The sequence below is a fragment of the Phaeovulum molybdatiresistens genome (genome assembly GCF_023544865.1).
GTDB lineage: Bacteria > Pseudomonadota > Alphaproteobacteria > Rhodobacterales > Rhodobacteraceae > Pontitalea.
Window position 1 is genome coordinate 1 of record NZ_JAMJFX010000018.1, and the last position, 23875, is coordinate 23875.

Here is a 23875-nt window from a genome sequence, read left to right on the forward strand (position 1 = left end):
GCCAATCAAACAGGTGGGGCAGTGGCTTCGTTTTGCATTTTTCTCTTGACCACAACCACCCTGTTACGGAAGCGGCTGGATGTGATCCCGGCGAGGTTCCGGGTCATCGTGACCCGCCGTCCCAATATGCATTCAAGGACGCAGATGGCGTCATCCAGGCGCTTGCTCCGGCCCATATCATCGAAAGCGGCCTGCCGACCGAGGCACTCTTGGCCCAGATCTCGGTCTCCAAATATGCAGACGGCCTGCCGCTGTTCCGGCAGGAGGGGATCTATGCCCGCGACGGAGTGGAAATCGACCGGAGGCTGATGGCGCAGTGGATGGGCCGGGTCGGCTTCGAACTCGAGATCCTCGCCGCGCATGTGCTGGGTGAAATCCTGAAGGGCCCGCGCGTCTTCCCCGATGAGACCAGCCTTCCGGCCCTCGCACCCGGCACCGGCACCGTGAAAAAGGCCTGGCTATGGGCCTATGCCCGTGATGACAGCACCTTCGGCGGCAGCGGGCCGCCTATGGTGGCCTATCGCTTAGAGGACAGCCGATCCGGAGAATGCGTTCGCCGCCATCTCGGCGGCTATAGCGGCATTCTCCAGGTGGACGGCTATGCCGCCTACAACCAGTTCGTCCGCAAGGACGGGGCCAATGACGGTCCGCGCCTCGCCGGATGCTGGGCCCATAGCCGAAGGCGCTTCTACGAACTCCATGCCGCCGGGGACAGTCAGGTCGCCACCACCACGGTCGAGCGCATGGCCGAACTCTGGAAGCTCGAGGCTGAGGTGCGCGGCCAAAATGCAGCGGCCCGCGCCGCCGCGCGGCAGACCATCTCCAGGCCCATCGTCGCTGAACTGTTCACCCTCTGGCAGCAGACCCTGCCGCGCATCTCTGGCAAGTCAAAGCTGGCCGAGGCCATCCGCTACGCCATTGCCCGGCGCGAGATCTTCGACCGCTTCCTGACCAACGGCCTGATCGAGCTCGGCTCCAACATCGTCGAGCGCGCCATCAGGCCCCAGATCATCACTCGCAAGAACAGCCTCTTCGCCGGATCGGACGGCGGTGGCCACACATGGGCCACCATCGCCACCCTCCTGCAGACCTGCAGGCGGAACAATGTCGATCCAGCAGCATGGCTGACACAGACCCTCGAGCGCATCGCCAACCAATGGCCAAGCGCCGAAATCGACGCACTCATGCCGTGGAACTACAGGCCCTGAACAGCCTCAGCTTCCCGATTACGCTCCTTGGCGTTAGGCTCGATCTACCAGTCGATCCTGTCCTTGGACCGCCCCGACTGACGTTCCCACGGGGCGGGGTCGGGATAGACCTGCCCCAGAACGCGCCGCACCTCGCGGTGCCAGGCGCGGGTGGGGGGCGCGGCCCCGCCTTCGTTCAGGCAGAAGGTCTGCGGCGGATCCTGCGCGATCGCGGCCAACCGCGCGCGCCAGCGGATGTCGTGGTTTTTCACCAGCAGGGTCTGCATCTCTGCGGGCAGCGCGCGGCCGGTGCCGATGGCGTAATGGTGATAAAGGAAGCTGGGAATGTTCAGATCGCCCATCGCCCGGAACCGGTTCTGGCGCATCGCCGCGATCGGGCCGGCAAAGCGCTGCTCGATCTCTTCCAGAACGTCGCGGCGCAGGGCAAAGGGTGCATGCAGGTGCAACCGGGTCGGCGCAAAACCCAGCGTCTCGCGGATCAACGCGGCAGAGGTGCGCGCGGCGTTGCGGTAATCCGGGTCGCCGGGCACGGCCGGCCCGCTGACCATGCCATAGCCTTCCAGGAAGGCGCGGCTGATCCCATTTTCGACAAAGAACGTCGTCTTTGGCAAACGGCGACCGATGAAAACATCATCATTCAGATACACGAACCGCTCTGCCAGCCCCGGGATGCGGTGCAGGAAGGATTCGATGACATGCGAATTGAACGTGGGCAGGAACGGTGCGGGGATCACAGCGTCGTGGGGAACCCAGACCAGCCTTTGCTGCGCCGGGTCGAACCAATCGGGCGGGGCGCAATTGGTGAAGACAAAGATCCGGTTCACCCACGCCATGTTCCGCGCGACAGAGCGCAAGGAAAACCGCAATTCGTCATTGCTGTGAAAGCGCGACAGGGCGGCACCGTCCGCACTACCCGCCCCTGACCCTTCCGCATCGGGGCGGTGCGCGCGATACTGTTTCTGCCAGTCCGGGTCATCGTGGTTTACCCAGGTAAAGACCACATCGACCGGGGCCTGCCGGGCCTGCGCGGCAAGGGTCGGCGCGCCCAGGATATCCTCAATTCGGTGCAGGCCAGGCTTGTCCAGGATGGCGGTGAACAGCGCGCGGGCCTGTTGGTTTTTGCCGTTGCGCGACAGCCAGTCACCGGGGCCGCGCCGTTCATAGCTTTCGATCCACAGCCGTTCACGCGCGCCAGTGCCGGGGGCCGGGGGCAAGGTCGCCAGCACCCGCCCGATCTGCAGCGCCTTTCGGGCCGCGCGCGGGCGCAGGATGCGGCCTTGTGCGGTGATCTGCAGGCCGGGGACAAGCCGGCGCAAGACCCCAAGCGCCAGGGCAAAATCCTTTTCAGCCAGCCCGCAGCCTTGCCCATCTTCGCCCAGTTCCAGAACAAGAACGGGGAAATGGCTGGCAAGTCGCGCCAGGACGACATCGGCGCTTGCGGCCTCGGCCAGCGACAGGGGCGCCGGCTCTGGCGGCTGTGCGGCGGCACGCAGGCTTGTGCGCCGCGATCGGCGGCTGTGCCGAACGCGCGCCGCTGCCTCTTGCAGAAGCTGTGGCTGTTCGAGCGACACGCGCAGATAGGACCAAAGCCGGGCCAGCCGTCCGGTTCGCGCGAACCCCAAGGTCGATCTGAAACGGCTCAATCTCGCCTCCGGCGCGCCACGAACGATGCCTGGACCCACGAAAAGGGCACGGGTCCGGTCGAGGGGGACGATACAGCACCCCCACTGCAAGGAAAAGCAAGCACACCGCCCCCGGACAAAGGCACCTACAGGAACAGGTGGCGCAGGTCCGCCACCCGTTCAACGCGCCGCCAGTTGCGCAGCACGAAAAGCGCCGCCGGGATCGGCCAGATCGGCCCAAAGACCCGGCGGAACAGCGCCTTGCGCGCCCGCATCGGCGCGGGGCCTGACCAGCGCAGGCCCGAGCTGTCGGCCGGGTGCATGGCAACCGTGACCGGCACGAACCGGGCCTTCAGACCGCGATCCAGAAGATCGGTCACGAAAATATATTCATCGCCGATGAAATTGGGCATGCCGGCGCCGAAAGCTTCGTCAAATCGCAGGCCAGATGCGCGAATGGGGGCCAGGCGCAGCATCATTTCATAGGTTGCGGTCTTGGCGCTGTTCAGCCGGCCCAGCGCCTGCGCGCGCAAGGAATAGCGTTTTCGCAGCGCGCCATCGGGCCCGCAGGTCTGCCCGGTGACAAGGGTCAGGTCCAGGTCGGCATCCAGCGCCGCGCACAGTGCCGCGATGCCTTCGGGCAGAAAGTCGATGTCATCATCCGCAAAAAGCAAATAGCGCCCGTGCGCGTGGTCGATCGCGGCATTGCGCGAACGTGCCACACCCGTGCCGTCAAGGTGCAGCTCTTTCAGGTCCGACCGCCGGTGCAATGGCGGCGCATCGGTTGGGGCGCCCTGCACCAGAACCAGAACCTCGATGCCCTGCCGGGGCGCGGGCAGCCGGATGTTGGCGGCGCGATGATATAGCGTCGAATAGGCGATGGTCAGAACGGGCGCATCAATCAAGGCCATCACCGCCCCGCCCTAACGCGCCGAGGCCGCGGCCAGGTTCGCCTCATGCTGCGCGATGGCGGCATCGATATCGTCGAACAGGGTCAGCTTGCCGCCTTCCAGAACCGCGCCCATCGTGCACATCCGCCGGATCATCGGCATGGAATGCGTCACCACGATTGCCCCGGCCGACCGCATCCTGTCCAGGAACACCGCCTCGCTTTTCTTTTTGAAATTCGCATCGCCCACGCTGGTCACCTCATCCACCAGATAGGTGTCAAAGCGCACGCCCATCGACACGCCAAAGGCCAGACGCGATCGCATGCCCGATGAATAGGTGCGCACCGGCAGGTGGAAATGCATCCCCAGCTCGGCAAAATCGCGGACGTAATCCACCAGATATTCCGCATCCACGCCATAGACACGCGCGACGAACCGGATGTTCTGCGCGCCGGTCAGATCGCCGTGAAAGCTGCCCGAAAACCCCACCGGCCAGGAAATCGACCCGTCCGAGACAATCCGGCCATCGGTTGGTTTGCTGGTCCCGGCGATCATGCGCAACAGCGTCGATTTACCCGCCCCGTTGCGCCCCAGAAGCCCAACCGAAACGCCCGAGGGGAAGACCGCGTTCACCTGGTCTGCCACGCATTTGCGCTGTCCCTTGACGTGATAGATCTTGGACAGGTTCTCAAGCCGGATCATGGCCTAGTGTCGATCCCGGATACTGAAGTAGATGAGGATCCCGGTCGCCCAGATCATCGTCAGGAAAAACCCGATGATCCCCAGCAAGGTCCAGCGCTGCGGAAATTGCGACGATTCGGCCAGTGTCGGGCGCACATGGGCGGCCAGATAGCGCGATTGCCGGCGCGCTTCGGCCTGGGCCATGTCATATCCGGCCAGGGCCGCGCGATAGGTCTGTTCGGCGAACAGCAGATCCGCGCTTAGCCCTTCGAAGCGCGCGATCATCTCGCCGTAAAGCGCGCCGCCGGGGCCCGCGCCGTCTTCGCCGAACTTGGCGCGCTCTTCCTCGATCCGGGTCTGGATCACGTCAATCTTGCGCTGCGCCTGAACGATGCGGGTGTCATCCGGCCGCAGCCCCGAAGGCAGCATGTCCAGTTCAATCATCGCGGCGGCCAGCTGGCCCTGAAGCGAGGCCAGAACACCCATCTGGCCCTGCAGATCGGCAGTGGGATCAACAATCTGGTTTTCGGTGCGGAACCGGGTCAGTTCCTGGCGCACGGCACGCAGGCGGGCAAACGCCTTGTCCAGTTCCTCTTTCGCGAAGCGCGTCGCATCGTTGCGCGCCACCGCCGACAGCTCATTGATCATTTCCGAGCTTTCGTCGAACACCGTCTGCGCCACCAGCCGCGCATCCTGCGGATCGAAGGCCAGAACCCGCAGCGCTATCAGCCCGGTCGCCTTGTCATAGGCCACGCGGATGTTGCGGCGCATGTGATCATGCAGATCCTCGATCGTTCCGTCGGGGTCGAAGGCAAACACCGGATCGCGCGGCCAGTTGCCCGAATAGATCCGGCGCAGGTCAAGCTTGGCATCCAGTTTCTCGACCAGTTCCTGACTGCGCAGGAAATCATCCAGAATATCACTGTCCGAGATCATCGACCCCGACAGCAGCGGAATCCCGCCCAGCACATCAAGCGAGGATTTATATTCCTCCTTGCGGACCGAAAACGCCACGGTCGATGCATATTGGTCCGAGGCCCAGACCCACAGATACCCCGCCGAAACCACAAGCGGCAGCGCCACGAACACCACGAAGGTGCCGCGCACCACGCTGCGTGACCGGCCCAGGGCGCGCCAAAACAGGGCGGAAAGCCGCATCAGGGCCGTTTCCTGCCCATCGCCCACCGCCCGCGCAGCGCCTAGCCCGCGATCCGCATCTGCCGTCTTTTGTTGGTCTGTCAAAGGTCCCTCGCATCGGCTATGGCTTGTGCGACTTGGCTGTTGATTACATAACGACAGCCTGCAACGCCAGAGACAACTGCCCTGCCCCATGAACGCCCGATGACCGCCACCACCCAAAAGGACCGACCGAACCGGCAGTTCCGCACCTTCCGGACCATCGCGGCCCTGATGATGCGCGAAATGGCGACGACCTATGGCCGGTCGCCGGGTGGCTATCTCTGGGCGCTGGTCGAACCGATCGGCGCGGTGGCGATCCTGACCCTGCTGTTTTCGCTGGCCTTTCCCGCCCCCCCCATGGGCAAGAGCTTTGGGCTGTTCTATGCCACCGGCTATCTGCCCTTCATGCTGTTCAACGACATGTCGGGAAAAGTTGCCAAGGCGATCAAATTCTCGCGTCCGCTGCTGAACTATCCCGCGGTGACCTATGTCGATGCGCTTCTGGCGCGGTTCTTCCTGACATTGCTGACGCATTTCGTGGTGGCCACGCTGCTGCTGGGCGGGATCGGGCTGCTGTTCGAACCGAACATTCACCCCGATATCCCGCGCACGATCCTGGGCTTTTTGGCCGCGGGGCTGCTGGGGTTCGGGGTCGGGGTATTCAACTGCTACCTGATGACCGATTTCCCGGTCTGGGAACGCGCCTGGTGGGTTCTGACGCGGCCCTTGTTCATCATTTCGGGGATTTTCTTCACCTATGACAACCTGCCCCCGATCGGGCAGGATATCCTGTGGTACAATCCCTTGTTGCACGCGGTCGGGCTGGTGCGCGACGGGTTCTACATCACCTATAATGGCGATTATATCAGTGTGCTTTACATCATGCTGTTTGCCGCCGTCTTCGGGCTGATCGGGATGTTGCTGGTGCGGCTGAAATACCGGGACTTTCTGGAATAGCCGCAACGCGCGGGATGTCAGACAAATTGTAAGAACTCTGTGCCGCAGCGCGTCGCCCATGTTGAGAAATAGGTAAGACTCGCGGCCTAGCCTCGACCCTGCACGGGGGTGCATGGGAAATGGGGATTGGGGATGCCAAGGTTCTGGCATGGAACCACGCTGCTTGCGGGCGTGGAATGGTATGTTTCCGCATTGACGGATCTTGAGGTCGTCTCGCTGGGTGACGGGGCCTATTTGCTGGGCACGACCGGCCTTGGCGGCGGGGTATCAAGCTTTCGTCTGGATGCGGGGGCGGCGCCGGTCTTTCTGGGCGGGCAGACGCTGTCGGGTCTGTCGCATCTGACGCCGCCACAGGTCGATCTGCTGACAACCGACACGGGGGCGCTGGCGATCGCGACGGGGGTGAATGCCCCCGCGCCGAATGCCTGGTATCTGGACAGCGGTGGCACGCTGGGGGGCCAGGCCAGTGCGGATCTGTCCGGGTTTTCCTTCGCCGGTCTGCTTGCGACGGCACAGATCAGCCTTGGCACGACCACCTATATCTATGCCGCCCGCGCCAACACCCTGACGCCCGAGGTGCTGCGGCTGACGGGCACAAGCGCAGCGTCAAAAGTGGCCGAGGCGGGGGGGGCGTCCGCGCATGGATTCAACCTGCTGGAAACGGTGTTCAGCGGGGGCCAGCCGATCCTGCTTGCCGCCTCGACCGGGGGAAATGTCCTGCGCAGCCTGCCGATCCGCCCCGATGGAACGCTTGGCGACGCGCATGAGATTGCAATGGACTCCGGTATCGGCTTCAACGCACCCAGCGCGCTGGTCACGGCTGAGCTGGACGGCAAGACCTATGCGATCATGGGCGCCAGTGTCAGTTCGTCGCTAACGGTGTTCCAGGTTGGGGCCGCCGGGGAACTGGTGGCCGTTGATCACATCGTGGACAGCCTGACCAGCCGGTTTGCACAGATCAGCGTCCTGCGCAGCTTTGCCGTGGGCGAACAGGTGCATGTTCTGGCGGGCGGCGGCGATGGCGGGTTGTCGCTATTCACGCTGCTGCCCGGCGGGCAGTTGCACTACCGCACGACGGTCAGCGACACGCCCCAGATGACCCTGGCCGATCTGTCGGCCCTGGCGGTCTGGGTCGGGCCCGAAGGCATCGCCCAGATCCTTGCCGGCAGCGAAAGCGAGGCCGGGATCACCCAGTTGCTGCTGGACCCCGGCCCGGGCGGCGTGACACGGGTCGCAGCGCCCGGCCAGGCGCGGATCACGGGGGGCAGCGGCAATGATATCCTTATGGGCGGCGATGCGGCGGTCGAGATTGCGGGCGGGGCGGGCGATGACATTCTGGCATCCGGGCGCGGCACGGCAACGCTTTGGGGCGGCACGGGCGCCGATCGGTTCGATCTGTCACTGAACGGCCGCATCAACCGGATCATGGATTTTGAGCCCGGCACGGACATCATCGACCTGACCCGGATGCCGCTGCTGCGGTCAGCGGCGCAGCTTGAGATTGCCCCGACAACCACCGGTGCCACGCTGCGCTTTCTGGGCACCGAGGTGCGGATCGAAACGATGCAGGGAACCCCCCTGTCCGAGGCCGCCCTGGCCGCCGCGATCCAGTTTCCCATCGCGCGCTATACCCCGGGCCTGGACTGGGCAAGCCTGTTCTCCCCCCCGCCAGAAGAGCCCCCAATCGACACAAGCCCCGAAGTGACCGCTGATCAAAGCCTGTCGGGCGGCGACGGTAATGACATCCTGACGGGCAGCGGCGGCAACGACACGCTTCTGGGCGGCGCAGGGAATGATACCTTGGACGGCGGTCCCGGCAATGACGTGCTGACCGGGGGCACACTGACCCTGACCGCGCCAGAACTGCTACTCGCGAATTTCGGACGCCTTGCGGGGGGATGGGTCTCGCAAGAGGTCTACCCCCGCCTGCTGGCCCAATCCGCGCAAGGCGACATCGCCATCGGCTTCGGGATACGGGGCGCCTATGTCAGCGCGCTTGACCCCGACAGCGGCACCGCTGCGGCCAACCTGATGATCGCGAATTTCGGTCGCAATCAGGGCTGGGCCAGCTTTGACCAGTTTCCGCGCATGGTCGGGGATTTCAACGGCGACGGCATCGACGATGTCGTGGGCTTTGGCAAGAAAGGAGTGTTCGTTTCCTACGGCACCGCCTCGGGCAACTTTGACCCCGCCCGCTTTGCCGAGGCCAATCTGGGGGTGAACCAGGGCTGGAAAAGCTTCGCCGTCCAGACCCGCGCGATCGGTGATGTCAACGGCGACGGCATCGACGATCTTGTCGGTTTCGGCACCCGTGGCACCTTTGTCGCCCTGGGCCTGGCCGAGGGCGGGTTCACCAAGACCGCCTTCTACCTGAACAATTTCGGCGCGGTGCAGGGCTGGATCGACAACAACCGTTTTCCCCGTGTTCTGGCCGATGTGAACGGCGACGGGATGGATGACATCATTGGCTTTGGCGCCCGCGGGGTCTTTGTGGCGCTGGCCGAGCCCGGCAGTTTTGGCCCCGCGCGCATGGTGCTGCAGGACTTTGCCGCCCAGCAGGGCTGGACCGATTTCGACAAGCAGCAGCGCATCGTGGCCGATTTCAACGGCGACGGCTACGCCGACATCCTGGGGATCACGGGCGATATGATGCAGATCGCCCTGTCGCTGGGGGATGGCACCTTCGACAAGGTCCGCAAGTTCAGCGCGCCGTTGCAGGGCGACTGGCTGGGCCAGAACCTTGAACCGCGGCTGTTTCGCGACATCGATGGCGACGATATCATGGATGTGGTCACCTTCACGTCACAGGGCATCACCCTGTCGTTCGGCCTGCCCGATCAGGACACGTTCATCTTCCGCGATGGCTTTGGTCAGGATGTGATTACCGATTTCGACACGCTTTCCGCGCGGGAACGGATCGATTTCTCGGGCCATTCCGCCTTTTCCAGCTTTGCCGAGGTGGCCGCCGCGATGCAGCAGGTGGGCGAGGATGTGGTGATCAGCGCCAATTCCGACCAGCTGATCCTGCAGAACGTTCTGCTGACCACGCTTGACGCCGATGATTTCCTGTTCTGACCCGGTCGCTCAGCGCAGCCGGTTCAGAAGGTCAAGCGAGGGGTAGCCATCCGGCGTCATTCCGTTCGCGCGCTGGAAGGATTCGATCGCCGCAATGGTGTTGGGCCCGATCTTGCCATCGGTGCCTTGCGTGTCAAAGCCCCGCGCGCTCAGCCGTTCCTGCAATTCCTTGCGCTCGACTACGCTTAGCGCGCGATCACCGCGCGGCCAGGGGGCGCGGAATGTGCCCTTCCCGCGGATGCGATCCGACAGGTGGCCCACGCCGATCACATAGGAATCGGCGGCGTTATAGCGCGAGATTGCGGTGAAGTTGGAAAAGATCATCAAGGCCGGCCCCCGCGCGCCCGCTGGCAGCAGGATCGAGGCTGCGCCAAACCGATCCGGCACCGCGGCGCCATCGACGCCACGCACGCCCAGCGCCGCCCATTCGGCGGGCGATTTCTTCACCTTCTTGCCCGCCAGCGCATAGTTGAAGCCAGGCGGCAGCTGAACCTCAACGCCCCAGGGCTGACCCTTGACCCAGCCCGAACGCGCCAGGTAGGCCGCGGTCGATGCCAGCGCATCGGTCGGATCATCCGACCAGATATCGCGCCGCCCGTCGCCGGTGAAATCCACCGCGAAAGACAGGTATGAGGTCGGGATGAACTGCGTATGCCCCATCGCGCCGGCCCAGCTTCCGGTCATGCGGGCAGGGTCCACATCGCCCGCCTGGATGATCTTCAACGCCGCGATCAGCTGTTCGGAAAAGAACGCGCCGCGCCGCCCGTCATAGGCCAGCGTTGCCAGCGCCGGGATGATCTGCGTGGTGCCGCGGTTCTTGCCATAATTGCTTTCCATGCCCCAGACGGCGGCCACCACCTCGGCCTCGACGCCATAGCGCGCCTCGATCGCGCGCAGGGTCGGCCCGTATTGGGCCATCATCGCCAGGCCGTTTTCGATCCGCGTGTCGGAAACCGCGCTGTCCAGATATTCCCAGATCGCCTTGGTGAATTCCGCCTGGCTGCGATCACGTTCGATGACGCGGGGGTTATAGCGCAGGTCGCGCATGGCGCGGTTCCAGGTCGCCTCGGAAATCCCGGATGACAGGGCCTTTCGCTTGAACGCCGCCGCCCAGGTTTCCAGCCCGCGCTGCACCGCGGCCGATGCAACGGGGATCGGGTCGGCGACGGGCTGCATGGCGGCACCTTTGGCAAGGGGGCGGGGCGATTCCGTGGGTGCCGCGCAGGCGGTCAGCCCCGAAAGCGCAAGAATGGTGATGGATACTGCCTTGACTGCCTGTTTCACGATCTGCCTGCCTTTGCTTTTCCACAAGTGTAGCAAGCGGTTCGGGGAAGGCAAATCACCATTGGCCCATCATTGCACCTTCGGATGATCCTTGCCGAAAAACGGCGTCATCTGCGCCACGATCACCGAATTTTCATCCAGCGCGCGTTGCATCAGCGATCGTTCCTCGTCGTCGATCTCGTGGCCCTGCTTTTCGCGTTCCTCGATCGTGCCATAGCCAGTCACGTCCAGCGGCGACAGGTCGGCCTGCTTCAGGATCACCACGGTTTCGCGCACGGCCTCGGCCTCATCCACACCACTAGCATAGCACAGAAGGCCCGCGCCGGTCGCGCCCTTGGGCAGGCCGTCATCCTTGGACCGGCCCACCTCGACCAGCAGGGTGTAAACCTGCTGGGGGCGCTTTTCCTTGGGCTTTTCGGGCGTATCAGTCACGCAGCAACTCGTTGATCGAGGTCTTGGACCGGGTCTTGGCATCCACCCGCTTCACGATCACCGCGCAATACAGGTTCACGCCGTTCTTCGACGGCATCGTGCCCGACACGACAACCGAACCGGCGGGAACCTCGCCATACACGACCTCGCCGGTTTCGCGGTCGACGATCTTGGTGGACTGGCCGATGTAGACGCCCATTCCCAAGACCGAGCCTTCGCGGACGATCACGCCCTCAACCACCTCGGACCGGGCGCCGATGAAGCAGTTGTCCTCGATGATGGTCGGGCCGGCCTGCATCGGTTCCAGCACACCGCCGATGCCCACGCCGCCCGACAGGTGCACGTTCTTGCCGATCTGCGCGCAAGACCCGACCGTTGCCCAGGTATCGACCATCGTGCCTTCATCGACATAGGCGCCCAGGTTCACGAAAGACGGCATCAGCACCACGCCCTTGCCGATATAGGCGGACCGGCGCACAACGCAGTTGGGCACCGCGCGGAAACCCGCGGCCTTCCACTGCGCCTCGCCCCAATGGGCGAACTTGCTGTCAACCTTGTCCCACCAGCTGCCGCCCTGCGGGCCGCCGGTCTGGACCTCCATATCCTTCAGGCGGAAGCCCAGCAGCACCGCCTTTTTCGCCCACTGGTTCACATGCCAGTTGCCGTCGGCCTGACGTTCGGCCACGCGCAGCTGGCCTTGGTCCAGCGCATGCAGGGTGGATTCGACCGCGTCGCGGACCTCGCCTTTGGTGGCGGGGGTGATCGTATCGCGCGCCTCCCAGGCGGCTTCGATGGCGGTTTCAAGGGCGGCGTTCGACATGGTGTCCCCTTTGCTCTGGCGCGTTTCATGTGGTCTTGTCGGGGATCAGCCTATAGTTGGAAGAAGGCCTTCGCGCAATCCGGCGCGGGGCGCGCCCGGACCGAAAGGACGACGATGAAGGAAGATACCCGCAGCCATCCGTTCCGCGACAGCCATCAGGATGCCCGCGCCGCCGAGGCGGTGCCCGATACGCCACAGACGCGCGCACCGGCCTACAGGCTTTCCTTTCTGGACACCGATTTCCTGATGCGCGAGGAACTGCGCCCGGTGCGGCTTCAGCTGGAACTGCTGAAACCGCAGATGGTGCTGGACGAACGCGGGGTGAAATCGACCGTCGTGCTGATGGGGTCGGCCCGCATCCCCGAACCGGGGCAGACCGGCAAGGCCGAGGGTCTGGCGCAATGGTATGAAGAGGCCCGCAAGCTTGCGCGGCTTGTGACCGAACGCAGCCTGAAAACCTATGGGCGCGAGGATGTCGTGGTCACCGGCGGCGGCCCCGGCATCATGGAGGCCGGCAACCGCGGCGCGCATGAGGCGGGCGGCCATTCCATCGGGCTGAACATCGTGTTGCCGCATGAACAGGCGCCCAACAGCTATGTCACGCCAGACCTGTGCTTCAACTTTCACTATTTCGCGATCCGCAAGATGCATTTCCTGATGCGGGCCAAGGCCATCTGCATCTTCCCGGGCGGGTTCGGCACGCTGGACGAAATGTTCGAAAGCCTGACCCTGATTCAGACGCGCCGGATGAAGCGGGTGCCCTTCATCCTGTTCGGGCGCGCGTTCTGGGAAAAGATTGTGAACTGGCAGGCACTGGTCGAGGCCGGGACGATCGCAGCCGAAGATCTGGATCTGCTGAGTTTTGTCGAAACCGCCGAAGAGGCGATGGCGATCATCGACGGCTGGGATTACAGCTGCGACTGACCCCGGGCCGCGCGCAGGTGGCCGGGGACTTTATTTGAGTATTTTTGCCAAGAAGAAGCAGGGCGCGTGACGATCACAGCCCGGCTTCGGCAGCAATTTCGGCGCGCGACTTGCGGGCCCGTTCGGTGGCGGATTTCAGCTGGCCGCAGGCGGCCATGATATCCTCGCCGCGCGGAGTGCGGATCGGGCTGGCGTAACCGGCCTTGTAGATGATGTCGGCGAACGCCTCGATCCGGTCCCAGTCGCTGCGCTGATAGGGGGCACCGGGCCATTCGTTGAACGGGATCAGGTTGATCTTGGCAGGGATTCCGCGGATCAGCTTGACTAGGCGTTTCGCATCTTCGTCGCTGTCGTTCACGCCCTTGAGCATGACATATTCGAAGGTGATCCGTTCGCTGTTCGACAGGCGCGGATAGTCGCGCAGCGCGGCCAGCAGGGTTTCGATGTTCCACTTCTTGTTGACCGGCACCAGACGGTCGCGGACCTCATCCGTCGTAGCGTGGAAGCTGACGGCCAGCAGGCAGCCGATTTCCTGCGCTGTGCGCGCAATTTCCGGCACGATCCCCGAGGTGGACAGCGTGATCCGGCGGCGCGAGAGGCTGATGCCCTCGCCGTCCATCACCACCTGCATCGCGTCGCGGACGTTTTCAAAGTTATACAGCGGTTCGCCCATGCCCATCAGCACGACGTTCGACACAAGGCGCGTTTCGTCCTTCGGCGCACCGGGTTTGGGCCATTCGCCCAGATCGTCGCGCGCCAGCATCACCTGGCCCACGATTTCCCCCGCGGTCAGGTTTCGGACCAGTTTCTGCGTGCCGGTGTGGCAGAAGGAACAGGTCAGCGTGCAACCGACCTGAGAGCTGATGCACAGCGTGCCGCGGCTTTCTTCGGGGATGTAGACCACCTCGACCTCATGCCCGCCGGCGATCCGCACCAGATATTTCCGCGTCCCATCCATCGAGACCTGTTTGGACACCAGTTCCGGCACCTGGATCACGAATTTATCCGCCAGAAGCGCGCGGTAATCCTTGGCAAGGTTGGTCATCTGGGCAAAGTCGCGCACGCCCCAGTGATAGACCCACTGCCAGATCTGCCCCACGCGCATCTTGGCCTGCTTTTCCGGCGTCCCCGCCTCAATCAGGGCCAGGCGCAGCTGGTCGCGGGTCAGGCCGACGATGTTGCGCCGATCCCCCTCGGGCAGGTTGCGCGGGATGGTCAGCAGGTCTTGCGTGATCGGGGCGGTGGCGTCGGTCATCGGTCTCTCGGGGATGGGGCAAGCCGTGCATATAGGGGATTCGCGCGCCAAAACCTAGAGGCAATGAAAAAGGCCCCAGAAACCCGGGGCCCCCTTGCGCACGGGCGCAGATTATTTGCAGCGGGTTTCGGCTTCCTGGGTGGCGGCGGTGAAGCCCAGCAGGGAAAAGCGGTCCTTGGTCTGCGTGCCCCGGCCCGAACGGCCGGTGACCGCCGCCTCGGACCCCGCGCGCATCGCGGCGATGATCTTGGCGTCGTCTTCGGGTGATCCGGCCCAGGCGCCTTCGCCTTGCGTGAACAGGGTGAATTTGCTGCCGCTGACATCCAGTTCCACGGTCGATCCTTCCGCGAACGGGTAGCCGCCGATGAACGACACCTCGCCGGCCTTGCCGGGGCGATAGGTCACGAACAACAGGATATCCCCGCGCCGCACCGCCACAGGCTGGCCATCACGGGTGTTCACCGTTTCCTTCGGGGCCGAAACCCCCCAGCATTCCTTGGGGCTGTCGCCGACAAAAACGCTCCAGTCGGTGTTCGCGGCGACGCGGGACGCATCCTGTGCCGACGCGGCCGATCCAATGGCCAGCGATCCGGCGAAAAGCGCGGCGCCCAGGGCGCGCTGCACAAAGTATTTCATGGTTCACAGCCTCCAGCTGCCAATTGCCTCTGCCCGCCTTGCGGAACCTTCACGGTTTCCTTTTTTAGAATGGCGCGGCACATTTCAACTCGATATCCAAGTGATAACGCAAATGTGCCGCCGGGGGGAACCCCCCGGGCAGGATTTCGCGCATGGGGGGAAGCATGGCGGCAGTGGACATGATCGAGCTGTGGCGGGGCGGGATGCTGGAAAGCGTCCATCGGGGCCATGCCGTGATCTGGGGCCCCGCCGGGATCGAGGCCGCCTGGGGCGACCCAGGCGCGGTGATCTTTCCGCGGTCGTCGTGCAAGATGCTGCAAGCGCTGCCGCTGTTGGAAAGCGGGGCCGCGGCGGCGGCGGGGCTGTCAGACCGGCAACTGGCGCTGGCCTGCGCAAGCCACAATGGCGCGGCGATCCATACCGATGCGGTGGCGGACTGGCTGGGCGCGCTTGGCATGGACGAGGCCGACCTGCGCTGTGGTGCGCACATGCCCCAGGACAAGGCCGCCAACAAGGCGCTGACCTGTTCGGATACCGCGCCTTGCCAGTTGCACAACAATTGTTCGGGCAAGCATGCGGGCTTTCTGACGCTGGGCCGGCATCTGCGCGCGGGCCCCGAATATGTCGAGCTGGACCATCCCGTCCAGCGCGCGGTCAAGGCGGCCTTTGAAGAGGTCACCGGCGAAACCTCGGCCGGGTATGGCATTGACGGCTGTTCCGCCCCGAATTTCGCCTGCACCCTGTCGGGCCTTGCCCGCGCGATGCAGTTCTTCGCGGCAGCAAACCCCGATGGCCCTGTGCGTGAAGCCGCCGCCGCGCGGCTGGCGCGCGCCATGGCCGCCTTCCCCGAAATGGTCGCGGGCGAGGGCCGCGCCTGCACCGAGCTGATGCGCGCCATGGGGGGCCGCGTCGCGGTCAAGACCGGGGCCGAAGCCGTCTTTGTCGCCATATTGCCCGACCAAAGGCGCGGCATTGCGCTGAAGATCCTGGACGGCGGCACCCGGGCATCAGAAGCGGCAATCACGGCGCTTCTGGTCAGGCTGGGCGCGCTGGAGCCAACCCATCCGGTGGTCACAAGGTTGCTGAGCGGCAAACAAAAGAACTGGCGCGGGATCGAGACCGGCGAACTGCGCCTGGCACACGGGTTTGGCTGACGGTCAGGCGGGCCCCGCGATCAGATCATCTGCCAGATAAGCCGCAGCGCCAGCGCGGTCGAGGTGATGACCAGCAGCGGCTTGATGACCCGCGCGCCCACCCGCATCGCCAGCCGCGATCCGATCCGCGCGCCCACCACCTGCGCCAGCCCCATTGCCAGCCCCGTCACCCACCAGGGCGCCCCGATCGCGGCAAAGGCGATCAGCCCGCCCAGATTCGATGCAAAGTTCAACAGCTTGGTATGCGCCGTGGCCTTCAGCACGCCATAGCCGGCCAGCGTGACAAAGCCGATCATGTAGAACGCCCCCGCGCCCGGCCCGATCAGCCCGTCATAAAAGCCGATCAGCGGCACGACAAAGGCGGTGAAGGCCGCAGGCGTGATGCGTTGATGCCGGTCGGTATCGTCCAACCCCTTCTTGAAGGCAAAGAAGGCCGCGATACCGATCAGCACGACCGGCAGGCCCAGCCGCAGCCCCTCGGTCGGCAGCACGCTGACCAGAAGCGCGCCCACCAGCCCCGCGACAAAGGCCAGCGCCGCCGCCCCGATCTGGCTGCGCAGCCTGACATGCCCCGAGGCCGCATAGCTTAGCGCCGCCGTGGCCGCGCCAAAGACGCCCTGCACCTTGTTGGTGGACAGCGCCTGCAGCGGGCTTGCCCCCGCCAGCAACAGAACCGGCAGCGTGATCAGCCCGCCCCCGCCTGCGATACTGTCGACAAACCCCGCGGCGAAGGCGGCGGCGATCAGCAACAGCGCGATCTCGAATGAGACTTCAAACATGGGCGGCTCCGGGCAGGCCGTCATTCATCCGCCGCCCGTGGGGCAAAGTAAAGTGCAATCGCGGGGCTACCGCTTGGCCCCGGCCGGGGCTAGTTTGCATGCATGAGCGGGGGACCAGGATGATCGCAGAATATGATGCGCTGGATGCCGTTGCCATGGCCGCGCTTGTGGCGCGCGGCGATGTGACGGCGGCAGACCTGCTGGATACCGCTTTGGCCCGAACCAGCGCGCTGAACCCTGCGCTGAATGCGGTGGTCTGGCAACAGCCCGATCTGGCACGGCGCCATATCGCGCGAGGGCTGCCGGCCGGCCCGCTGCGGGGGGTGCCGTTCCTGCTCAAGGATCTGGGCGCGGAATCGACCGAATTCCCCTGCGCCTCGGGCTCGCGCATCCTGCCGCCCGCGACGGAAAGCGCCGACAGCGCGATCTGGGACCGTATCCGGGCCACCGGCGTTGTCACCTTTGGCCGCACCACCGCGCCCGAAAACGGGATCGGTGTCGCGACCGAGGCGGCGGTCTATGGCGGGCCCACGCGCAACCCCTGGGATCTGTCGCGCACGCCGGGCGGATCGTCGGGCGGGGCCGGGGCGGCGGTGGCGGCCGGGATCGTGCCGGTGGCGCATGGCTCGGACGGGGGCGGGTCGATCCGCATACCCGCCGCCTGCTGCGGGCTGTTCGGCTTCAAGGCCACACGGGCCCGCCTGCCCGATGGCCCGTTTTCCGGCGAGGGCTGGGGCGGAATGGCGATCGACGGCTTCCTCAGCCGATCGGTGCGCGACACCGCGGTGCTGCTGGATGCCTGCGCCGGCCCCGATCCGGGCGCGCCCTACTGGCCCCCGCCGCTTGCGCACGGCTATGGCGATGCGATCACCCGCCCGCCACCGCGCCTGCGCGTGGCGATCTGCGACACCACCCTGACCGGCACCCCGATCGACCCCGAGGTGGCCGAGGCCGTGCGCGATGCCGGTCGGCTGCTGGAAAGCCTTGGGCACCGGGTCGAGCCTGCCCGCCCCACCGCCGATACCGCGGCGATGATGCATGCCTGGACCCGGATCGTCGCCTGCGGCACCGCGCTTTCGGTCCGCACCGATCTGGGCGGGCGCCCGCTCTCCCCCGATCTGGTCGAAGGCGTCAGCCGCGGCGCCTGCGCCTATGCCAAAACGCTTTCGGGCGCGGATTACCTGCAGGCGCTGGGCCAGATCCACGCCTATGGCCGACAGATGGCCGACTTTTTCGCCCGCTTTGACATCCTGCTGACCGCGACTTTGGCTGAACTGCCCGCCCGGATCGGCCGTTTTTCCCATGAGACCGAGGATTTCGTGCATTTCCGCACCGGCCCCGGCATGGTCTTTGACTATTCGCCGTTCTGCGCGGCCTTCAACGCCTCGGGCCAGCCCGCGGCATCGCTGCCACTGGCCGGGTCGACCGGGGGCCTGCCGATCGGCATCCATCTGGCAGCGCCCTTTGGCGCCGACGAAACCCTGATCGCGCTCTGCGCCGAACTGGAAACCGCCCGCCCCTGGTTCCACCGCCGCCCACCCCTTGCCGCTACGACGGGCCCGTGATGACACCGGCACCACGATACGAAGCGCTTGCGGCCTTTGTCGCACCGGCCCGGCCAAGGGCGCAATGGTGGCGGCTGCTGCTCGGCCTTGCGCTGATCGGCGCGCTATATTTCGTCGCGATTCAGGCGCTGATCGCGGTGCTTTCAAAGGTGCTGGGCACCTGGCGCGCGGCGCAGATTCTGCTGGAACTCAGCACGGCGGGCACGCCACGCGGGGTGATCGTGCTGTTTGCGACCTTCCTGCCGCTTTGCGCGGCGGTGCTGGCGGCGACATGGCTGATCCACCGGCGCGCACCGGGGTCACTGATCGGCCCCCTGCCCCGCGCCATCGCCGATTTCAGGCGCATCGCGCTGCCCCTGACGGCGCTTTGGGTTGCGCTGCTGCCGCTGACCTCCCTGTCCCCCGAAATCGGTAACAGCACGCCCCTGGCATCCCTGCTGGCCTGGGCGCCCGTCGCACTGCCCCTTCTGCTCATCCAGGTCTCGGCCGAGGAACTGCTGTTCCGCGGCTATCTGCTGCAGCAACTGGCCGCCCGAAGCACGGCGCGGCTGGTCTGGATGGTCACGCCCGCCGCCCTGTTCGGCGCGCTCCATTACGCCCCCGGAACTTTCGGCGCGAATGCGATCTGGCCCGCGCTCTGGGCTGCGGCCTTCGGCTGCCTGGCCGCCGACCTGACCGCGCGGACCGGCACGATCGGTGCCGCGGTCGGGCTGCATTTTGCGACCAATGCCTCCGCGCTGTTCCTGGTCGGGCTTTACGGCAACATGGATGGCCTGGCGCTTTACACGATCGTGATCAACCCCCGCGATCCGGGCCAGCTTCTGCCCTGGCTTGCGGTGGATGCGCTGGCGCTGCTGATCTCATGGCTTCTTGCGCGGCTTGTGCTGCGCGTCTGATTGCATTTCCGCGCCACCCGGCTTATCTGGGGCGCACGCGACGGAAGGGGGGCTTGCCCGATGAACTGGATCTCGAACTACGTCCGACCGAAGATCAACTCGCTCTTCTCGCGCCGCGAGGTGCCCGAGAACCTTTGGTCCAAATGCCCCGAATGCGGCACGATGCTGTTCCATCGGGAACTGTCGGAAAACCTGAACGTCTGCACGAACTGCGATCACCACATGGCGATCACGCCGCGCGCACGCTTTACCGCGCTGTTCGACGGCGGCATCTTCACCGAGGTCAAGGTTCCCGAACCCATCGCCGACCCGCTACATTTCCGCGACCAGAAGAAATATCCCGACCGCCTGAAAGCCGCGCAGAAATCCACCGGCGAAAAAGAGGCGATGCTGGTCGCCGAGGGTGAGATCGGTCGCACCCCGATCATCGCCGCCGCCCAGGATTTCTCGTTCATGGGCGGGTCCATGGGCATGTATGTCGGCAATGCGATCATCGCCGCTGCCGAACGCGCGGTGAAGCTGAAGCGCCCGCTGGTTCTGTTTTCCGCCGCAGGCGGCGCACGCATGCAGGAAGGTATCCTGTCGCTGATGCAGATGCCGCGCACCACCGTCGCCGTCGAACTGCTGCGCGAGGCGAACCTGCCCTATATCGTCGTGCTGACCCATCCCACGACGGGCGGCGTCACCGCCAGCTATGCGATGCTGGGCGATGTCCAGATCGCCGAACCCAACGCCCTGATCTGCTTTGCCGGGCCGCGCGTGATCGAACAGACGATCCGTGAAAAACTGCCCGAAGGTTTCCAGCGGGCGGAATACCTGCTGGACCACGGCATGCTGGACCGCGTCACCCACCGCACGAAGCTGCGCGAAGAACTCATCACCATCCTGCGTATGCTGATGCGCAAGCCCCCCGCGGTTGCGGGCGACCTGCCCGCCCCCAAGGCCAAACCCGCAGCCGAAGGCGCAGCACCGAAAGCCTGACCCCTTCGGCTTTGTCCAAATATCCCGGGGGTCCGGGGGCAGCGCCCCCGGCCTCGCCACTGTTTCAGGGGTAATCATGGCGCAATCCTCCGATGACATCCTTGCGCGCCTGATGGCGCTGCATCCCAAGGTGATCGATCTTACGCTGGACCGGGTTCACCGGCTTCTGGCCGCGCTTGGCCATCCCGAAAGGGCCCTGCCCCCGGTCATCCACATCGCGGGGACCAACGGCAAGGGGTCAACCCAGGCGATGATCCGCGCCGGGCTGGAATCGATGGGCCAGCGCGTCCACGCCTATACCTCGCCGCATCTGGCACGGTTCCACGAACGCATCCGTCTGGCGGGCGATCTCATCGCAGAGCCGGCGCTGGCCGCCCTGCTGGATGAATGCGAAGCCGCGAATGCGGGCCAGCCGATCACGTTCTTCGAGATCACCACCTGCGCCGCCTTTCTGGCTTTCGCGCGCACCCCCGCCGACGCGACCCTGCTGGAGGTCGGCCTTGGCGGCAGGCTGGATGCGACCAATGTCATCGACACGCCGCGGCTGACGATCATCACCCCCGTCTCGATCGACCATCAGCAATATCTGGGCGAAACCCTGCCCGAAATCGCGGGCGAAAAGGCCGGGATCATCAAGCGCGGTGTGCCGGTGATCGTCGGCCCCCAAACGCCCGAGGGGCTGGCGGTGATCGAATCCCGCGCAGCGCGCCTTGGCGCGCCGGTACTGGCGCATGGCCAGCACTGGCATGTGCAGGAAGGCCGTGGACGGCTGATCTATCAGGATGAAACCGGGCTGCTGGACCTACCCCTGCCCAATCTGCCCGGGCCGCATCAGATCCAGAACGCTGGTGCTGCGCTGGCCGTCCTGCGCGCGCTTGGCGCCGATGAGGCCGCCTGCGAGGCCGCCGTCACCCGCGCCGAATGGCCCGCCCGGATGCAGCGCCTGCGCCACGGGCCGCTGATTGCCGCCGCGCCGCAAGCCGAACTCTGGCTGGACGGTGGCCACAACCCCGCCGGGGGTGAGGCAATCGCCGCCACGCTGGCACGCATGCCCGCGCGCCCCACGCATCTGATCTGCGGGATGCTGAACACCAAGGACATCGGTGGCTACCTGCGCCCGCTGACCGCGCGCGCCGCCAGCCTGACGGCCGTTTCCATCCCCGGCGAGGCCGCGACCCTGCCCGCCGAGGCGACCGAGGCCGCCGCCCGCGCCGCAGGCTTTGGCAGCACCGCAATCGCCGCATCGGTTCTGGATGGCGTTCAGGCCATTGCCGCCCGTGATCCGCACGCGCGCATCCTGATCTGCGGCTCGCTTTATCTGGCGGGGCAGGTGCTGCGCGAAAACGGCTGAACAGCCCCTGTGCGCCGATGCCACTTTGGCGCCGCCGCGTTCCCGCCTATGTTGCGCAGGCACGAACACCGGAGCAGCCCATGACACTTGAATTCGGCCTCGACACATTTGGCGACATCACCCATGACGCGCAGGGCCGCCCGCTAAGCGGCGCGCAGGTCATCCGCAATGTCGTGGCCGAGGGCGTTCTGGCCGACCAGGTTGGCCTTGACTACATCGGCATCGGCGAACACCACCGCGGCGATTTCGCGATTTCGGCGACCGAACCGGTGATCACCGCGATTCTGCAGAAAACCACGCGTATCCATGCGGGCAGTTCGGTCACGGTCCTGTCCTCGGACGACCCGATCCGGCTCTATCAGCGCTTTGCCACGATTGACGCGCTGGCCCCGGGCCGGGCCGAGGTCACGCTGGGCCGCGGCTCCTTCACCGAAAGCTTCCCGCTGTTCGGCTTTGCGCTGAACGATTACGAAACCCTGTTCGAAGAAAAATTCGACCTGTTCACCCGCCTGCTGCGCGATGAACGAATCAACTTCACCGGAAAACATCGCGCGCCCCTGAAAGGGGTCACCGTCTATCCGCGCGCCGAAACCCCGATCCGCACCTGGCTGGGCGTGGGCGGCAGCCCCGAATCGGTGATCCGGGCGGCCAGCCACGGCTTGCCGATGATGCTGGCAATCATCGGCGGCGATCCGGCGCGTTTCGCGGGCCATGTCGATCTGTTCCGCCGGGCCCATGCACAGCTGGGCACCACGCCGGGCCGCTTGGGCGTGCATTCGCCGGGCCATGTCGGCGAAACCGATGAGGCCGCGCGCGAAAGCTTTTTCGCGGGCTACAAGGCCATGCACGACCGGATCGGCGCCTCGCGCGGCTGGCCGCCCTTCCGGCGCGAGGATTTCGAACGCGAAATCGCCCACGGCTCGCTTTACGTCGGCGGTCCGGAAACTGTCGCGGCCAAGATCGCGCGCACGGTGAAAATCCTTGGGCTGCAACGCTTCACGCTGAAATACAGCGCCGGACCCGTCAGCCATGACAGCCTGATGCGCTGCATCGAGCTGTATGGCACCCGCGTTGCCCCCCTTGTGCGCGAGATGCTGGCCTAGCCCGGCATCTGGCCCCAGTCGGCGCCCTGCATTTCACGCAGGCGCGATGCCGTGCGCTCAAATTCAAAGGTGCCCTCGCCTTCGATATAAAGGCGTTCGGGTTCATCCGCGGCCGAACAGATCAGGCGTACCTTCGCCTCATAAAGCGCGTCGATCAGCGTCACGAATCGCTTCGCCTCATTGAAGTTCGCGGCCGACAGCAGGGGGATATCGTCGATGAACAGCACCCGCACCGCCGCGGCGATGGCCAGATAATCGCCCGGGCCCAGCATCGCGGCGCACAGATCCCAGAAGGACGCGCGCCCCACCCCGTTGTGGTAATGCGGCAGCACCAGTTCTCGGCCCTTGATGGTCAGGACCAGACGGCTGGCCTCATCATGGCCGGTCAGCTCATCCCACAGCCCGTCCATCGCGGCGCGCGCACCCACACCCGCCGGCGTGAAATAGACCTGCGCACCAGCCAGCCGGTGCTGGCGGTAATCGGTTTCGCTTTCCAGTTCATGCACATCCATCCGCCCCCGGATCAGGGCGATGAACGGCATAAACAACTGCCGGTTCAGCCCGTTCTTGTACAAATCCTCGGGCACGCGATTCGAGGTGGTGACGACCGTCACCCCCATGTCGAACAGATATTCAAACAGCCGTCCCACGATCATCGCATCGGCAATGTCGGTGATCTGCATTTCATCAAAGCACAACAGCCGCACGTCATCGGCCACCGCCTGCGCCACCGGGCGGATGGCATCCTGCACATGGGTCTTACGCGCCTCGTGCAGCCTTGCCTGAATTTCCTGCATGAAGGCGTGGAAATGCACGCGCCGTTTTGGCACGGCCACCGCCTCGCAGAACAGATCCATCAGCATCGATTTTCCGCGCCCGACCCCGCCCCACAGGTAAAGCCCGCGCGGTGCCGGCGGGGCCTTGGCGAACCGGCCCAGCAACCCGCCCTTGCGCGGTGTCTCCAGCGCGGCGCGCACCGTTTCCAGCATCGGCAGAACCGATCGTTGCGCGGCATCGGCCCGCAAGGTTCCCGCGCTGACGCGGGCGTCATAGATCTGGGTCAGGGTCTGTTTCATGGCGCTT

The 23875-nt window shown here is 65.3% G+C and carries 20 protein-coding genes and 1 pseudogene; 10 read left to right on the forward strand and 11 right to left on the reverse strand.

Features of this window, described 5'->3' with window-relative positions; translation table 11 throughout:
• Positions 1-69: 69 nt before the first annotated feature.
• Positions 70-1208 (forward strand): annotated as a pseudogene (gene tnpC / locus MXB90_RS12380) (IS66 family transposase); the annotation flags it as partial.
• A gap of 44 nt (positions 1209-1252) precedes the next feature.
• On the opposite strand, the gene MXB90_RS12385 reads toward tnpC, so the two are convergent.
• From MXB90_RS12385 to MXB90_RS12400, 4 genes are all read right to left on the reverse strand, one after another.
• Positions 1253-2851 carry a stealth conserved region 3 domain-containing protein gene (locus MXB90_RS12385; RefSeq protein WP_250045380.1) on the reverse strand — a complete coding sequence of 533 codons (1599 nt, stop codon included), beginning with the start codon at positions 2849-2851 and terminating at the stop codon, positions 1253-1255.
• Between the two features lie 125 nt (positions 2852-2976).
• The gene (locus MXB90_RS12390; protein ID WP_250045381.1) at positions 2977-3741 is read right to left on the reverse strand and encodes a glycosyltransferase family 2 protein; all 765 of its coding nucleotides are present in this window, start codon (positions 3739-3741) and stop codon (positions 2977-2979) included.
• A 12-nt stretch (positions 3742-3753) separates the two neighbouring features.
• Entirely contained in the window at positions 3754-4422 is a 669-nt protein-coding gene (locus MXB90_RS12395; RefSeq protein WP_250045383.1) for an ABC transporter ATP-binding protein, read from the reverse strand.
• Between the two features lie 3 nt (positions 4423-4425).
• Positions 4426-5559, reverse strand: coding sequence for a sugar transporter (locus MXB90_RS12400; protein WP_250045385.1), 1134 nt, complete (start codon positions 5557-5559; stop codon positions 4426-4428).
• 183 nt (positions 5560-5742) lie between these two features.
• On the opposite strand from MXB90_RS12400, the gene MXB90_RS12405 reads away from it, so the two are divergent.
• On the forward strand, positions 5743-6537 hold the full coding sequence (locus MXB90_RS12405) for an ABC transporter permease (RefSeq protein WP_250045388.1): 795 nt from the start codon (positions 5743-5745) through the stop codon (positions 6535-6537).
• 132 nt (positions 6538-6669) lie between these two features.
• Positions 6670-9612, forward strand: a complete 2943-nt coding sequence (locus MXB90_RS17740; RefSeq protein WP_284040822.1) for an FG-GAP-like repeat-containing protein — start codon at positions 6670-6672, stop codon at positions 9610-9612.
• A gap of 9 nt (positions 9613-9621) precedes the next feature.
• Here the strand turns inward: MXB90_RS17740 and MXB90_RS12425 are convergent, their stop codons facing one another.
• From MXB90_RS12425 to dapD, 3 genes are all read right to left on the reverse strand, one after another.
• Positions 9622-10896 carry a lytic murein transglycosylase gene (locus MXB90_RS12425; RefSeq protein ID WP_462982301.1) on the reverse strand — a complete coding sequence of 425 codons (1275 nt, stop codon included), beginning with the start codon at positions 10894-10896 and terminating at the stop codon, positions 9622-9624.
• Between the two features lie 69 nt (positions 10897-10965).
• Positions 10966-11328, reverse strand: a complete 363-nt coding sequence (locus tag MXB90_RS12430) for a hypothetical protein (protein WP_250045390.1) — start codon at positions 11326-11328, stop codon at positions 10966-10968.
• Positions 11321-12148, reverse strand: coding sequence for a 2,3,4,5-tetrahydropyridine-2,6-dicarboxylate N-succinyltransferase (gene dapD, locus MXB90_RS12435; RefSeq protein ID WP_250045392.1), 828 nt, complete (start codon positions 12146-12148; stop codon positions 11321-11323). Before dapD ends, MXB90_RS12430 begins: the two co-directional genes overlap by 8 nt.
• Positions 12149-12262: 114 nt before the next feature.
• On the opposite strand from dapD, the gene MXB90_RS12440 reads away from it, so the two are divergent.
• A complete protein-coding gene (locus tag MXB90_RS12440; RefSeq protein WP_250045394.1) occupies positions 12263-13072 on the forward strand; it encodes an LOG family protein in 810 nt (269 codons plus the stop codon).
• 73 nt (positions 13073-13145) lie between these two features.
• Here MXB90_RS12440 and rlmN read toward each other — a convergent pair whose 3' ends face one another.
• Positions 13146-14327, reverse strand: coding sequence for a dual-specificity RNA methyltransferase RlmN (gene rlmN, locus MXB90_RS12445; protein ID WP_250045396.1), 1182 nt, complete (start codon positions 14325-14327; stop codon positions 13146-13148).
• A 111-nt stretch (positions 14328-14438) separates the two neighbouring features.
• Positions 14439-14963, reverse strand: coding sequence for an invasion associated locus B family protein (locus MXB90_RS12450; protein WP_250045398.1), 525 nt, complete (start codon positions 14961-14963; stop codon positions 14439-14441).
• 164 nt (positions 14964-15127) lie between these two features.
• On the opposite strand from MXB90_RS12450, the gene MXB90_RS12455 reads away from it, so the two are divergent.
• Positions 15128-16117: an asparaginase gene (locus MXB90_RS12455; RefSeq protein WP_250045400.1), complete on the forward strand. Its 990-nt coding sequence runs from the start codon at positions 15128-15130 to the stop codon at positions 16115-16117.
• 20 nt (positions 16118-16137) lie between these two features.
• On the opposite strand, the gene MXB90_RS12460 is transcribed toward MXB90_RS12455, so the two are convergent.
• Positions 16138-16896 (reverse strand): TSUP family transporter, encoded by a 759-nt coding sequence (locus MXB90_RS12460; RefSeq protein ID WP_250045402.1) that lies wholly within the window; start codon positions 16894-16896, stop codon positions 16138-16140.
• A 119-nt stretch (positions 16897-17015) separates the two neighbouring features.
• On the opposite strand from MXB90_RS12460, the gene MXB90_RS12465 reads away from it, so the two are divergent.
• The 5 genes from MXB90_RS12465 to MXB90_RS12485 all read left to right on the forward strand — a co-directional run bounded on the left by MXB90_RS12465 (position 17016) and on the right by MXB90_RS12485 (position 22792).
• On the forward strand, positions 17016-18461 hold the full coding sequence (locus MXB90_RS12465) for an amidase (protein WP_250045405.1): 1446 nt from the start codon (positions 17016-17018) through the stop codon (positions 18459-18461).
• The gene (locus MXB90_RS12470; RefSeq protein WP_250045407.1) at positions 18461-19357 is read left to right on the forward strand and encodes a CPBP family intramembrane glutamic endopeptidase; all 897 of its coding nucleotides are present in this window, start codon (positions 18461-18463) and stop codon (positions 19355-19357) included. Before MXB90_RS12465 ends, MXB90_RS12470 begins: the two co-directional genes overlap by 1 nt.
• A gap of 60 nt (positions 19358-19417) precedes the next feature.
• Complete coding sequence (accD, locus tag MXB90_RS12475; protein WP_250045409.1) at positions 19418-20338, forward strand: acetyl-CoA carboxylase, carboxyltransferase subunit beta; 921 nt, start codon at positions 19418-19420, stop codon at positions 20336-20338.
• 76 nt (positions 20339-20414) lie between these two features.
• Positions 20415-21689, forward strand: a complete 1275-nt coding sequence (locus MXB90_RS12480) for a bifunctional folylpolyglutamate synthase/dihydrofolate synthase (protein ID WP_250045410.1) — start codon at positions 20415-20417, stop codon at positions 21687-21689.
• Between the two features lie 80 nt (positions 21690-21769).
• Positions 21770-22792: an LLM class flavin-dependent oxidoreductase gene (locus MXB90_RS12485; RefSeq protein ID WP_250045412.1), complete on the forward strand. Its 1023-nt coding sequence runs from the start codon at positions 21770-21772 to the stop codon at positions 22790-22792.
• Here the strand turns inward: MXB90_RS12485 and zapE are convergent.
• On the reverse strand, positions 22789-23868 hold the full coding sequence (gene zapE, locus MXB90_RS12490; protein ID WP_250045414.1) for a cell division protein ZapE: 1080 nt from the start codon (positions 23866-23868) through the stop codon (positions 22789-22791). The genes MXB90_RS12485 and zapE overlap by 4 nt on opposite strands.
• Positions 23869-23875: the final 7 nt, after the last annotated feature.